The organism is Erwinia phyllosphaerae (assembly GCF_019132875.1).
Lineage (GTDB): Bacteria > Pseudomonadota > Gammaproteobacteria > Enterobacterales > Enterobacteriaceae > Erwinia > Erwinia phyllosphaerae.
Genome location: NZ_JAHSPF010000005.1, coordinates 258,979 through 273,510, shown reverse-complemented (window position 1 = coordinate 273,510; position 14,532 = coordinate 258,979). Strand labels below are relative to the sequence as shown.

General features: G+C 48.8%; 12 protein-coding genes. 8 read left to right on the top strand and 4 right to left on the bottom strand.

Annotation, left to right across the window (positions count from 1 at the left end; genetic code table 11):
• Positions 1 to 61 precede the first annotated feature (61 nt).
• The 3 genes from KUE00_RS11425 to KUE00_RS11415 all read right to left on the bottom strand — a co-directional run bounded on the left by KUE00_RS11425 (position 62) and on the right by KUE00_RS11415 (position 4,708).
• A complete protein-coding gene (locus KUE00_RS11425; protein WP_246760009.1) occupies positions 62 to 2,398 on the bottom strand; it encodes a TonB-dependent siderophore receptor in 2,337 nt (778 codons plus the stop codon).
• A gap of 324 nt (positions 2,399 to 2,722) precedes the next feature.
• On the bottom strand, positions 2,723 to 3,517 hold the full coding sequence (locus KUE00_RS11420; protein ID WP_246760008.1) for an arylamine N-acetyltransferase family protein: 795 nt from the start codon (positions 3,515 to 3,517) through the stop codon (positions 2,723 to 2,725).
• Between the two features lie 159 nt (positions 3,518 to 3,676).
• Complete coding sequence (locus KUE00_RS11415; protein WP_246760007.1) at positions 3,677 to 4,708, bottom strand: Gfo/Idh/MocA family protein; 1,032 nt, start codon at positions 4,706 to 4,708, stop codon at positions 3,677 to 3,679.
• A gap of 241 nt (positions 4,709 to 4,949) precedes the next feature.
• On the opposite strand from KUE00_RS11415, the gene KUE00_RS11410 reads away from it, so the two are divergent.
• A complete protein-coding gene (locus tag KUE00_RS11410) occupies positions 4,950 to 5,294 on the top strand; it encodes a hypothetical protein (RefSeq protein ID WP_246760006.1) in 345 nt (114 codons plus the stop codon).
• Between the two features lie 612 nt (positions 5,295 to 5,906).
• A complete protein-coding gene (locus KUE00_RS21860; protein ID WP_281434580.1) occupies positions 5,907 to 6,038 on the top strand; it encodes a hypothetical protein in 132 nt (43 codons plus the stop codon).
• A 190-nt stretch (positions 6,039 to 6,228) separates the two neighbouring features.
• On the opposite strand, the gene KUE00_RS21855 is transcribed toward KUE00_RS21860, so the two are convergent.
• Entirely contained in the window at positions 6,229 to 7,125 is an 897-nt protein-coding gene (locus KUE00_RS21855) for a YopT-type cysteine protease domain-containing protein (protein ID WP_281434579.1), read from the bottom strand.
• Positions 7,126 to 8,238: 1,113 nt separating this feature from the next.
• Between KUE00_RS21855 and KUE00_RS11400 the strand changes: the two genes are divergently transcribed.
• The 6 genes from KUE00_RS11400 (at position 8,239) to KUE00_RS11375 (ending at position 14,513) form a co-directional block, all read left to right on the top strand.
• Positions 8,239 to 8,646: a winged helix-turn-helix domain-containing protein gene (locus tag KUE00_RS11400; protein WP_246760004.1), complete on the top strand. Its 408-nt coding sequence runs from the start codon at positions 8,239 to 8,241 to the stop codon at positions 8,644 to 8,646.
• A 90-nt stretch (positions 8,647 to 8,736) separates the two neighbouring features.
• On the top strand, positions 8,737 to 9,273 hold the full coding sequence (locus tag KUE00_RS11395) for a fimbrial protein (protein WP_246760003.1): 537 nt from the start codon (positions 8,737 to 8,739) through the stop codon (positions 9,271 to 9,273).
• 57 nt (positions 9,274 to 9,330) lie between these two features.
• On the top strand, positions 9,331 to 10,011 hold the full coding sequence (locus KUE00_RS11390) for a fimbria/pilus periplasmic chaperone (RefSeq protein ID WP_246760002.1): 681 nt from the start codon (positions 9,331 to 9,333) through the stop codon (positions 10,009 to 10,011).
• Between the two features lie 70 nt (positions 10,012 to 10,081).
• The gene (locus KUE00_RS11385) at positions 10,082 to 12,703 is read left to right on the top strand and encodes a fimbria/pilus outer membrane usher protein (protein ID WP_246760001.1); all 2,622 of its coding nucleotides are present in this window, start codon (positions 10,082 to 10,084) and stop codon (positions 12,701 to 12,703) included.
• Between the two features lie 6 nt (positions 12,704 to 12,709).
• Positions 12,710 to 13,843, top strand: a complete 1,134-nt coding sequence (locus KUE00_RS11380; protein WP_246760000.1) for a fimbrial protein — start codon at positions 12,710 to 12,712, stop codon at positions 13,841 to 13,843.
• 43 nt (positions 13,844 to 13,886) lie between these two features.
• Complete coding sequence (locus tag KUE00_RS11375; RefSeq protein WP_246759999.1) at positions 13,887 to 14,513, top strand: helix-turn-helix domain-containing protein; 627 nt, start codon at positions 13,887 to 13,889, stop codon at positions 14,511 to 14,513.
• Positions 14,514 to 14,532 lie beyond the last annotated feature (19 nt).

Here is a 14,532-nt window from a genome sequence, read left to right as displayed (position 1 = left end):
CCAAAATAGCGAAAGGATAAAGCGGCCCTGCTTTATCCTTCGCTTTTCAGGCAATCCGTAATCAGAAATGCAGTCCCAGCTCCATATAATACGTTCTGCCCGGCTCGTTATAGGTGTTGGCTCCCGCTCCCCACAGGTAGGCACCCGTGGTCGCATTACCGGTACTTTGAGCATTGCCTTCACGGAAATGACGTTTATCGAACAGATTGTCGATACCAGTCGTGACGTCCAGATTTTTGGTCACGTTATAGGTCGCACTGACGCCCACCAGCGCATAAGGTTTTACCTGACGGGTTTCGCTGCCCGAAGTCGCTTCGCCTTTATAGTTATATTTTTTCGGTTTCTGACGGCCATACCAGGTCAGCGTCCCCTGCACGGAGAGGTCATTCGTAGCCTGCCAGTCCAGCGTCGAATTAAGCGTATATTTCGGGATAATGGAGAGGTAATCGCCCGTGGTTTTATTCTGATTGTCGATAATCCAGGTGAAGTTATTTTTCATCGACACCGCAGCGGTAATCGGGAAATTAAGCGTGCCTTCCAGCCCTTGTACCACCGCTTTCGGCACGTTTTCCCACTTATAAACATCCGAAGTACCGTTGGAATATTCCGCCGTATAGCCGCCTTCGATTTTGTCATGGTAGTCGTTGCGATACCAGGTTAGACCGGCCTGTACATCATCATGGTTATATTCAATGCCGATCTCTTTATTGACGCTGGTTTCCGCTTTTAAATCACGATTTCCCTGTAGATAGCAGTAGCCCGCGCTGTCGTAGCAGCCCTGTCCTTTACTAAATAACAGGTAGTTGGGGTTGGTTTGATAGAGATTAGGCGCTTTCCAGGCGCGGGCGATCCCCAGCTTCAGGGTAAAGTCGCTGCCCAGCTCCTGCGACAGATTCAGCGCCGGGCTCCAGTTGCTGCCGGTGATGCTCTGGTGATTAAAACGAATTCCCGGCGTCAGGCGCGTGGTATCGGTCAGCTCAATATTATCTTCCGTATAAATACCATAAATATCGGCTGAGCTGTTTATATCGCGCCCGGAGCTGGCGATGCCTTCTACCGCACCGCCCGCGGTGGTGGATTCGGTATTAGAGGCAGGATCTTTCATTGCCTGATGATTCATTTCCGCGCCGAGCGTGACGGTCTGATTAACCCAAAGATCAAGCGGAAGATTAACCTCTGAGTGCAGGTTGGTGTCATACAGCGTAATGGTGGAGAAACCTTCATCGGAGGGGCTGAAAATCCCCGCGATGCCGCCAGACAGTCCTTCGTTAAGACGGGTGTTACGTGTTTTTTCAAACTGAACGTAGTTGCTGGTGGTGATGCCGTTGTCCCATGCGCCGGTATATTTCAGGCTAAGCGACTGGCGATAAAGTACGTTGGTTTCTTTGCCATAATATTTCTTTACCAGCGCGTTGCTGTTGGTGTTCTGCGTATCACCAGCGTAGAGATTGCCCTGACGGCTGAAGCCCGCATCCAGCTCCAGCGCCTGGTTTGGTAAAAATGCCCAGCGCAGTGCGGAATGCACGTCCTTGTTGATAAAGCCCTCGCGCCCGGATGGCCAGGAGCCGGCATAGGATCCAATCCGCGGCGTGGTATGGCTTTCGTTAATATCCTGCGCGTCCGCCTGCGTTTTATTCCAGTTGCCGTAGAGCCGCAGGGTGACATTGTCAGCCAGCGCGCCGCTCAGGCTGGCATTATAGCGTTTGGTGCTGCCTTCCGATTTATGCTCCGGCGCGTTGAAATAGGAATTAAAACTGCCGTGCCACGCATCGGTGGTGGGTTTGGTAATGATATTGACCACGCCGCCCATAGCGCCATTGCCATAAAGCGCGGCGGCCGGGCCACGGATAACCTCAATACGGTCAATCATTTCCGGCGGCACCCAGTTGGTATCGCCGCGGGTATCACGCTCGTCGCTCCAGCCAAAACGTACCGAATTACGGCTGCTCACCGGCATGCCATCAATCAGTATCAGCGTATTTTCCGGCCCCATACCGCGAATATCGATCTGGCGATTATTGCCGCGCTGGCCGCTGTTAGAATTACCGGTAAGATTAACGCCAGGCATAGTGCGGATAATTTCCGCGACGTCGCGCTGAATGGGATGTTTTTTTATTGCCGTGCTGTCGATAATGGAGACGCCCGGTGCCTGTAACGTTTGTTGCCGGGCCGTAACCGTCATCGTATTTTCGCTACTGCTCTTTTCATCCTTAATAGCCAGATCTTTATTCTGGTTATTTTCCTGCGTCTGGCTTTGCCTTATTTTGGCAGCATTCTCGCCTGTTTTTATCTGGGTTTCCGTTATATCTTTTGCGTTATTTTCTGCATATACCGGAGTTATTGCCAGGCTCGAGGTAATAAGTGAAGCCAACAGAGAGAACGTAAACTTAACTTTCATAATGGTATTTGTCACCGGCCCTGTGGAAGAGGAAAAGCGGGAAAAACACACTATAGTGAGAATGATTATTAATTACAATCAGGGTTTTTGCGTGCGGAAGAATGAATGGCCCTAAACCCCCTTCCCTTAACCCCTTATTAAATAAGGTTAAAAGTAAACTCCCGTCTCAAAACTGCCGTTCGACGATCCTTAACCCTGCCGGAAAGCGTACCGTTACCCGTCATTGCGCACGCAGGTAAGCTAAGGCCGCCCGGCCTTATTATTTTTAGCGCGTGAATAATGGTTTGTTGCGGTAAGGCAGGCTTAACAGCCTGCCCTTTATCGTTAGCTTATTTTTTTATAAATGGCCTGACGTTCGGTCTCGCTCAATACATCGCTATTAGCAAAAAAAGCCATTAATAACGTGCAGAACGCTTCATACGATTGGGCTTCCTGCTCCTGCTTTTCAGCACCATAGGTTGTCTGGCAGCGGTTAAACATATTTACCTGACGGCCATTAATTATTTTCGCCATCATCAGATTATGGCGAAATATTGACTCGCTGTACGTTTCAACAAAATGACTGGCAACCAGGATATCCGCTTCAGCACAGGGTTGCTCGTTAACCGTATACATTAGCCGTTTGCTTTCACCGTTTGCCGACAGCAGCCATTCGCCGCCTGGCAATCGCTCCAGTAAAAATCCCTGCTGTTCTCCCTCTTCCAGCCGTAAAGGCGCGGTCAGGCTGACGCCGCCAAAACCGACATCGGCAAGATAATTTATGCCGTCGAGGGCAACGAGCAGCAGCGTATGCGTTTGCGGCGTCGCCGCCGGTGTATCCATTCCCCAGACCACCCGTGCAAGGTGAGAGGTAACGGAAAAGCCGAGCTCTTTTAGCATTTCGCCGAACAAAATATTATGTTCAAAACAGTAGCCGCCGCGTCTTTTCGTCAGCATTTTTTCGGCAATATCAGCGGCGTTAATACTGACCTTTTTGCCGAGCAAAACATCAATATTTTCAAAAGGAATAATCGATGGCCATGCCTTGTGTAGTGCTTTTAGCGTTTCCAGGCTGGCAACGGGCGATATCGCCAGGCCGGCGATATCAGCAAAGCGGGAGAAACAGGAATTAGCGTTCATGCAGGCAGTTTCTTCAGAGGGAAAAAGCTATGTTACCAGCTTTGCGGAATACAGAAACACGCTATTAACACGTCAGCCATGCCCTCTCAGAGCGCACCGTCCGTGGCACGCAAGCCTTACTCTTCATTAGTTCAGCGTCAGAAACTACCCGTCCATAAACTACTTTTCTTCGTTAAACACAATGCCCAGCTGGCTACGAACCTCATCCATCGCGGACAGCGTCATCAGCGACGTGCTAAGCGGCCGGACAGGCGAATCGATTAAGCCCTGGCCAACACACCAGGCAAGATGCTCCGCTTCGTGATAAAGCTGATCGTAGCGGTTAAGCGGCTCTTCCCAGCGCAGCGTTTTGTTGCCCTGGCTGGACGTCATGACAAAGCCGCCTGGCGCGTAAAATTGTCCATCCAGCACGATAGTGGCGTCGCGACCGGCTATTACTGCCCTGCCTGGCGTATTGCTGAACAGCGTAGTATTAAGCACAGAATGCATGCCGTTGGCGTGCTGCAACAGCATAGAGGCCTGGCCGTTAACACCGCCTTCCGCCAGCTGGCCGATAGCCTGAACCCAGGTTGGTGCGCCGCCCGTCATGACGCTAAAGGCAATCAGGTAGCTGCCCAAATCCAGCATTGGGCCGCCCGCCAGATCGGCATTGAAAATGCGGTGATCGGGGGTGAAAAACTCGCCGTGATCGGCAATTAAGGTATGCAGTTCGCCCAGTGCGCCATCAGCCAGCAGCTGGCGCAGCACGGCATATTTCGGCGTAAAGTCGCACCACATCGCCTCCATACAGAGCACGCCCTGACGTTTCGCTTCGGCTTTCAGCTGCGCGCCTTCAGTAGCATTTAGCGCCAAAGGTTTTTCTATCAACACATGCTTACCGGCCCGTAGCGCCTGCAGCCCATCCGGAAAATGATGGTTATGTGGCGTAGCGATATAGATCACGTCCAGATCGTCCATGGCAAGCATCTCTTCCGCCGAGCTAAAGGTATGCGGAATCGCCCACTTATCGGCAAAGGCTTGCGTTTTCTCCGCATTGCGCCCTGCCACAGCGACCAGCTTCTGCGAGCTGTTTTCCCGTAACGATTTGGCGAAATGCGCCGCGATCCAGCCCGGGCCAAGAATGCCCCAGCGCAAGGCTGGAATAGCCTGCGGATGCGCGGTTTCAGGTGTGGGTAAAGCTGTAGGGAACATACTGGCTCCTTGTTATCAACGAGCTGACGCCAGCAAGGAAAGCGGCGACGTCGGAACGCTATCCTCGCCGGTCAGTAGCAACACTATAAGATGAGGAGTGCGGGAAAGTGACGGTGCGCTTGATGGAAAACCCTCAGGGCCTGAATCTCTACCTGACGACAACAAAGCCTCTTTTCGCCTGGCACAGAGACCAGCGAAGCGTTAAGCTCGCCGCCACTCTTTTCAGATTCAGAACATCCTTATGAAACGCCAAACTACTGTCTGCCTTATTCTGCTGCCCATCGTCGCTATTGCTCTTTACTTCTTTTTTAAGCCGCACAGGCAGGATCCGCACTACTATGCAGCCGTCTGCGTCGTTATTGATGCAATGGGTGAACCGGCTTCGGCAACGGACTTTGCCGATAAGCTGCATGACGTCATCATTAACGAAAACTCATCTTACGCGGTGGATAAAGTCGCTTTTGACCGACAATCAGCGCAGGGCGCTATTCAGCGCTACATGAAACTGAACGATATGGAGAAAACGCAGGCCCATCAGGGAATGGATGCTTGCCTGGCCGTGATGATGCCGAGGCAGCCTGAATAGCGTGTCAGCGGGCTTGGCGTATCCGGCCCGCACTTTTTGCTCATCTGCTACTTGTTAACATTATTGCAGCATTTTATCCCAGCTTACCTGCGGTAAGTCGTAAACATACACGGTCAACCGCTGGCATACTATGGTGCACAATATAATTATCCCTGGCGCTAAACAGACTGCACGCGCATCAATAATAATTCTCTTATTAACAGAGCAGACCAGTTAGCACGCCTTAACATCACACCAGGCTGGCGATAGCCCTGTAGTAATCCCTTATTTTTACGGCCATAATAAATTAAAATTCAGCCAATACAACCGCACGCGGAAAAGATAAATAAAACAGATTAATAAAAATATTTTTAGTTGCTAAAAAAAATCCGGCTCGAACCTTTAGTCATTAGTAAAAAACGCTTAACAGGTTTTTTTGCAACTTATCTGTAAATTATATCCTCGTCTCATTTTACTGCCAATTAAAGTTATAATGCCTGTTCTAAATTATTACCCGGCATCAAAACTGACCTTTACGGTGGAATAATTGCTATGCAGGCTGACTATTATTATGTGACTCAGCAGCGAGAACAGCTGGATTGTCATTTGTTGCACAGGCAGGGCTGCCCCAAAATGCCCGTCAAAGATAAGCTGGTATTTATTGGCAGTCTGTATGCGCCGCTACAGGCCATGACGATTGCCAGGGTACGTTTTGGCCAACAGGTAAAGGCCTGCTATTTTTGCTGCCAGACCCATAAAGGGTAGCACGCCTGCGCTGTGTATATCCTGCGCACCGCCGGACTCCACTTCCCCCTCAATTAAGTGAGAAAAAGGGTGTGAGCAGCATCTGTCGCGGCAAAGGCCAGGGAAATGAATCCTCTCCCTGGCAAAAAATTACATTTGCGTAGCCTGTAAGCTGAAAAATCGATTCAACAAAGGCTATCTGACAGTCAGATCAGCGCCCCTGGAACGTTTTCCGTAATGCCGGCACCGGAACAGCACTACTGCGTGGAGCTAGTGCCGGAGCACCATGTCGTGGGGCTGGTAACGGAGCAATGCTACGTCGGGGGACGGGCACAGGAGCACCATGTCGCGGGGCTGGTACCGGAGCAGTGCTACGTCGGGGGGCGGGCACAGGAGCACCATGTCGCGAGGCTGGTGCCGGAGCAATGCTACGTCGCCGGGCGGGCACAGGAACGTCAGCCTCGGGCCTTTGGACGGAAGTCATACCCTGCAACGCCGGATCGGACGAAATACGTTGACCATAGCGGGAAAAAACCGTTTTCTCTAACGGGAACCTGTTCTTTTTTATAATTTTTAACGCAAAAAAATCTACTATTGGGTAGATAGACTCTAAATAATCAACAAATTCGAATATCCCTTTATCACACAAAAATGAACCAAAATTAGGGTCAAAAAAAACCCAGCTACCATTTCTCAAAGTCAATGCTAATGCATGCCCTGCGTTTTCAAGCTGAATAATAATTATATAGGTTCCGGGACACAGCTCCGCCAGTTGACTAACGTAGTCCTTTTTAATTATATACTCATAGCCTATACCATCGGTCTGCCTGATTACAGGTTTTAAAAAGTAGTTCATATCTACCTTGCCGTCGTTCATCATCTGGTACGTTTCAGCGTACGATAAGTACGCCGCATAGTGCATACTATATGCACGGTGCCTGGCCCCAAATTTGAATACATCATTGTAATAACTGTAAGTCTGAGGGCAATTACGTACCTCGTAATAGCAAAAGTCTATTATAGCAGTTAAGCACACTCCATTCGTCAGTTCTCTGGCTACAAAATTTTTCTTTGCCTGCTCGTGTTCGAGGCTGAATAGTGTAATCATATGTTAAACACTCCTGTTTGATTAATTACCTTAATTTATTTTTATTCACCACCATGACAAACCGTCCAGCATTAAAATACTTTTTCTTATATTGCATAGCGGATTTTTACTCTTCTGTAACAGTCAAACCAAAAATAAACTGCTCAACGATCTGGCCTGCGGCCTGGAGTTTACCCGATGCGGATGAACGGTAACACTCTTACGCGACAGACGTGCGACACTATTTCCTGCAGCTCGCCTGACTGTGGGTTCTTATGCTGCCTCTGCCAGAGTGGCAAATTCAGAGCGTGAGCAGCAACGGCCCCAAAGGTATCCTGATGCCGCACGGCGTTAAAGTGATTGAGGCCGCCGTACGGAAAGCGCCTGACATGGCGGATAGAGGCATAGCCAATTGCGTTGGGAAAATCAGATACGGCGCGATAATGCTGGAACACAGGGAATATGCCATGACGGCACTTTAATTAGTACGCTAAAGATAAAAAGTCTTTCTCTCTTCAGGCCCGACCGCAAGATCGCTGATAAAAATAGTCAGGCAAATCGCTTGTAAAAACCAAAAAATATGAGACTATTCCCATTAAAAATAAACTGACATTATGTTCTGTCTGTTTTTTCGTTAAAAACGCATACTGAGAAATGTCCTGGCAAATTCAGAATTTTTTTCGCTACAAATAAGCCGCACTTACCGTCTCACAGGAATGATGTAATCGCTAAGTCATACATATTATTAAAGAAAAAATAATTCACATTGCTTGCCAGCCTTACACCATGTTGCCAGTCATATAGGCTTTTGTAAAAAAAAAGCACTCAGGTAAGCTAAACGGTCAAATTATTATTCCAGGCCTGACCAAAAAAATAGACTTTAAGTTTGATGGTTATTTATATGAAGAATTTGGCATATAATACCAACAAACAAAAATAATTAAGAACAAAAAACCACCAAATATCATAACCACATAATAAAATAACATATTAAGATGTAAATACAGCACTCACTACAAGATTCAGGTGTGTGTTGAGGATATTTTAAGAGAACAGGTAATATAGGCTTCATTCAGGAAAGGGTAACACCCGTAGCTTTAACGTTATCCTGACTCGTTAAATGGAGGCATGAAAATGGATTTGAAAAGCGCAAAAGTTTACGGCTACATGATCGAGTCCGATATTCAGGTTAACATCTCACAAAACAGGATTATCAACATCACTCAGTTGACTAATGAAAAAAGCCGCAGCGTAATAAGATTAAGAAAAACCATGATGCGCCTCTTTATTTATCTGCTGGAAAACGCCAATGGTAACGTTATTGGTAACGAAGAGATATTGACTAACGTCTGGGATAATCACGGCCTGAGCTCCTCCTCTCAACGTCTGTGGCAGGTCATGCGCTGCCTTAAAAATAAACTTATTATGATGGGGATCCCTGAAGACTTTATTATTAAAGCAGAAAAAGATCATATTAAAGGATTCTGTATTAATAAAGACCGGGTCATGCCAATTTATTATTGTGATGTAAAGAATTTGTAGTTGTTTTCTACAAATACCCCTTTTCAGGGGACAACCAATCCTGACAGTAAAAGGATGGATTTTTTAACGTTTTATAAATAAGGATATTCAATGAAAAAGCTAGCGATAGCTGCAGCCGTGGTAACCGCATTTATCGGTATGAACACGCAGGCTACCTCAACGGGGACCATTACCTTTAATGGTGAACTGACAGCAACTTCCTGTAACGTTCTCATTGATGGTGTACAAAACCCAACTATTAAACTACCTACAGCAGGAATTGGCGATCTGGCAACCGCCGGTACGACAGCAGGCGAAACCGCATTTGCTATGGACCTGACGGACTGTAAGGGCACGCTTAAAACGGTCGCTGCTTTTTTCTCAGCAGGCCCAACGGTAAATAGTAATGGTCGTCTGGATAATCAGACCACTGAAGGTGCGACTAACGTATCCCTGCAGCTGGTGGAACCGCATAACAACAACGCTGTAATTGCCATCGGTCAGCAAAGCCAGTCTAATAATACCTTTGCTACCTATGACACCGATGGTAAGGCAACGCTGTATTACGCCGTACGCTACTATGCCGAAGGCACTACCACTGCTGGTCTGGTTTCCAGCAACGTAGTTTATGGTCTGCAGTACAAGTAAATGTTCATTGCAGAGAGAGGTGACTCTCTCTGCTTTTCATTATTAAAAGTGGGTAGCATGAATAAGTTTGTCTGTTTTTTTTTATTTGCTGCGTTCAATCAGGCTGTTTATGCCAGCGTGGTCATTACCGGCACCAGGGTAATTTATCCTGCCGATGCCAGGGAAGTTAGCGTAAAACTCAATAACAAAGGGAAAAGACCCGTTTTGATACAAAGCTGGATTGATGATGGTGACGTTAAGGCAAAACCGGAAACGATTCATGTTCCCTTTGTTTTAACGCCGCCGATCAATCGCGTAGAGCCGGGAAAGGGACAAACGCTGCGTATAAGCTACACGAGACAAACGTTGCCCGAAGATCGTGAATCGATTTACTGGCTAAACGTGCTTGAGATCCCGGCTAAAGATCCCGCACTTAAGCAGGAAAATTATTTGCAGATGGCCTTTCGCTCCCGCATTAAGCTTTTTTTCCGGCCGACAAAGCTTGAGGGTAATGCTAACGATACGGCAAAAAAAATAATATGGCGAAAAAAGGGAGCGGGGATTACAGGAAAAAACCCGACCCCCTATTATGCTTCACTGATAAGCATCACTATTAATGGAAAAAAAATTGATGCCGATATGATTGCGCCTTTCGCAGAGAACACATTTAACATATCTGGCGCTACTGGAGAAAAAATCTCTGGAATCTACGTTAATGACTTTGGCGCGATAGTAGAGTTTGAATCGCAAATTAACTAGCCGCTATTTGCAATAACGTCATCAGACTTGCCTGAGACGTTTTACCGTTTTTTTTATAAAAAGGATTTTTATGAAAAACGCTCTGGCCCGGGGAAATAAATGGAGAAGAGCAGAACTGGCTTTTTTGTTTTCCATTCTATCGCCTGCATATGCGCTTGCTTCATCTGATACTGCTTCGCAGGAGATCGCTAAGAACGTTGAATTTGACCCCGGCTTTCTTAACCTCGGCGAGGGAAAGAAGATAGATCTTAGCCGATTTGCTAACGGCGCTTCTGCCCTGCCCGGCATCTACCGGACGATAATTTATGTCAATGATAATACGACGGGCACCTATGAACTTGAATTTAAAAGCGCGCCCGATAACCGTGTTTACCCCTGCCTGACCAGGGAGATTATAAAAGATATCCCTTTTAAATATGATAAATTGCCCGCAGATTTTTCCGCCCGGGTAGCAGGTGAAGACTGTATCAATCTGCATAATCTGGCAGCCGGCATCCGCGTAAATTATGACAGTAACGAACAGCGGCTGGATATCGTTATCCCGCAGCTTTATATCCAGCAGTATGCGCGCGGCTATGTTAATAAAAATCGTTGGGACAGCGGCATTCCTGCCGCCCTGCTTGGCTATAACGCCAGCGCCTACAGCAGTGAAAGCGGAGGCACCCGCTATAAAACGCTGTATGCCGGCCTCAATGCGGGAATCAACATAGCCAGCTGGTATTTACGCCATAACGGCAGCTGGAACTGGACAGAGCACGGTCAAAAAAAATACAGCGCGATTAATACTTATCTACAGCATGATATTCCTGCGCTGGATGGCAGGATACTGCTCGGCCAGTCGTACACTTCTGGCCAGCTGTTTGATTCGTTTCCCTTTTCCGGCATACAGTTTGCCAGCGACGAAAAAATGCTGCCAAACTCGCTTCGCGGTTATGCGCCCGAAATTCGCGGGATTGCCCGTACCAGCGCGCGGGTTACCGTGCGCCAGGGGAGTCAGGTCATTTACGAAACCACCGTGCCGCCGGGCGACTTCCTGCTTAACGATCTTTACCCTACCGGCTACGGCGGCAACCTGGACGTCACGATACGTGAATCTGATGGCAGCGAGCAGTATTTTTCCGTGCCTTACTCTTCCGTTGCCCAGCTTCTCAGGCCAGGTAACAGCCGCTATGCCATCACCGCAGGCAAGCTGCGCAGCAATTCGCTTTCTGAAAAACCCGCCATCTATCAGGCCACGCTTCAGTATGGCCTGAACAATATGCTCACCGCCTACAGCGGCTTGCAGGCCAGCCCGCATTACTATGCGCTGCAGGCTGGTACGGCGCTGGGTACTGAATTTGGCGCTTTTTCCCTGGATGCCACGCAGGCGCGTACCCGTCTGGGTAACGGCAACGACGGCAGCCAGAGCGGGCAAAGTTATCAGCTCAGCTACAGCAAAACCGTTTCCGATACCAGCAGTCAGATCTCGCTGGCGGCTTATCGCTTTTCTACCGGCGGCTACATGGATTTTTTAACCGCAGAACAAACGCGGCAGGCGCTGCGCAACGGGCTCTCCAGCGATACCGTCTGGCGAGCTAAAAATCGTTTTGTTGTTAATGTCAGCCAGGGTTTGCCCGACAGCTGGGGACGCTTCTATCTGAGTAGCTCCCTGCAGAATTACTGGAACCGGGACGGCAGCAGCAAGCAGTATCAGCTGGGTTATAACAACACTTATAAAAAATTAACCTGGGGCATGAGCGTTAATCGTACCTACTCGCTTTACGGCACCACGCAAAATAACTATTTGCTCAACTTTAGTCTGCCGCTGGGCAGAAATGATGAAGCCCATACGCCGCAGCTGCGCGTTGATCTTGCCCACAATACAACGGGCCGCTCAACGGAACAGGCATCCGTTTCCGGCACGGCTGGCAGCGTAAGCCAGTTTGGTTACAACGCCACGGCGGCGAACGCCAACCAGGGCACGGGCAGCAGCGGCTCGCTGAGCGGATCGTGGCGGAGCCCCGTCAGCCATCTCAATGCAGGCTATAGCAAAGGAGCGGGCTATAAAAGCTTCTCCGCAGGCATGAGCGGTACGCTGATCGGCCATGCCGGCGGGCTAACGCTAACGCCTTACACTTCCGATACCTTTGCACTGGTTGAAGCAAAAGGCGCCCAGGGGGCCAGCGTTTCAACCTACCCGGGTATTTATGTCGACTGGAACGGTTATGCGGTCGTACCCCACCTGAATGCCTATCAGCTTAATGAAATCTCCCTGGATCCTAACGGCATAGCAAGCGATGTCGAGCTGGGTAACACCACGCTCAGGATCGCGCCCTGGTCTGGGGCCGTGGTGAAGGTGAAATATGACACCTTTCGCGGCACCCCACTGCTGATTACCGCCACCTACCAGGGCGACCCGGTTGCTTTTGGCGCCAGCGTTGTCGATAGCAAGGGCAATCATGTCGGCATGGTCGGACAGGGGGGCGAAGTTTACGTGCGCGTTCAGGAAGAACGAGGAGAACTGCAGGTGCAGTGGGGAGAAGGTCCGGGCATGCAGTGCAGCCTGAATTACGTCCTGATGCCGCAGGCTAAGGGAGCCCGCCAGAGCGAAATCCAGCGTTTTAACAGCGTTTGTGAAGCGATGGCAGACAGCCAGCCAGCCCGGCAAAAAATGGCTGACGTAAAAAATCAAAACGATAACGTTCACGGATAGTAAAAAATGAAAACATTCTGCCTGGCGAAAAAGTATGGCTTCTTTCTTGTGTTGCTGAGTGCAGCCGCTGGCTGGTCCGGGCAGGTTTTTGCCCTCAGCTGTAGTCTTGTCCCCGGCTACGGCGTGATAAATTACACCTTGCCCTTACAAAGCGGTAATCTGACCGTGGGGCCTGACGTTAGCGAAGGCACAATTATTTACCGTCAATATTTTAAACCTTCACGCGCCATGCGCATCATCTGCTCGAGTAGTACGGTCAGATATCAGCCAACCATAAGCTATTACTACAGCACGACGCCCAATTCGCCATCAACCTGGGCCAATGGCAGCTTCGCCGGGAAAGTCTACGAAACCGGCGTAGCGGGAATAGGCATTGCCATCTACAGAAGTAACTCCTCCTCCATCGTGCCGTTTAGTTCAAACGACTGGGTGTACGATACGACTAAAGACGACGCCCACATCTGGGAAGCGAGTACCGGTTTTGATTTTGATATTGTCCTGATCAAAACCGGCACTGTGACGCCCGGTACCATTAGTGGCTCACGATTGCCTACGATGAAATATGACTTCTCTGCACAGAACGTCTCGGGCTTAAACCTGGGAAGCCTGAGCTTTACCGGTGCGTTAAGGATCGTATCAAAAACCTGCACCACGCCCGACGTCACCGTCCCTATGGGTAAACATGAAACCCAAAGCTTTACCCGGCCAGGCAGCACCAGCGCATGGGTAGACGCCTCAATTAAGTTAACCGACTGCCCAAGGTTCTACGGCATGCTGAACGACGGCAGAAATACCTGGAACTCAGATAACGGCAGCAGTGGCATGGGGGCAATAACAAATAATGTCCTGACGCTGTCCCTGTCGCCTAATACCGCCATTGTAAACAGTACAAACGGCATCATTGGCCTGAAAACGGGGAGCGACAGCGCGACCGGCGTGGGCATCCAGCTGGCTTATGGCAGCACCAGCGATAGCTCACCCACTCTGGTCAATCTGAACGGCAGCAAAAATTACACCATGCAGAATGACACGTTGACGACCCAAACCATGCCGCTGATCGCCCGCTATATTCAGACAGAATCCACCGTAAACGCAGGAAGAGCAGATGCGACCGTAACCTTTACCATTAGTTACTACTGAATGAGGGATCGCGCAGTAGCCAGGATAAAATCAAGAGGGAACTATGAGCCTATATGTTATTTCTGACGACGTTTATTTTTTGGCAGGCATGCGTTATTTTCTGTCGGCAAATAATATCATGATGAGGGACTATAGCTATGAAAAATGGCTGGCCGAATTTTGCCCCGGAAACTTAATTAAAGGCGACGTGGTAATTATCGACATCAACTTTAAAAACTGCCACACCAAGCTGGGAATGGCAAAGAATATCGATTATTTTGGTATTAATGTCGCATTTATTATCGATCTCCCTTTACAGGGTGAGCATACCGGCTTTCACCCCTACTGGCTTATTTCAAAAAAAAGTGCGTTAAAAAAGTTTATTCCCTTATTTAAAGGTTCCGCCGACGGCATTACCTCGCACTGTAGCCCACTGTCCAGAAAAGAATCTTTGATTATGAAAGAACTTTCGTCGGGCAATTCAGCGATTCTTATTTCACGTAAGCTGAACGTTTCAGTCAAAACTATCAGCTCTCATAAACAGAGCGCCGTCCGTAAACTGGGTATGACCCGAATAAATGATATGTCGCTGGTTTGTTATAAGGAAATCCTTAATCTCTATTCCGGTTTCAATAACAGCTATGCTGATTTCCGCTACCCTGCAGTACCGAATTTCCCTCATCCGCTGTAGAAAAAAGGAGGCAAAGCGC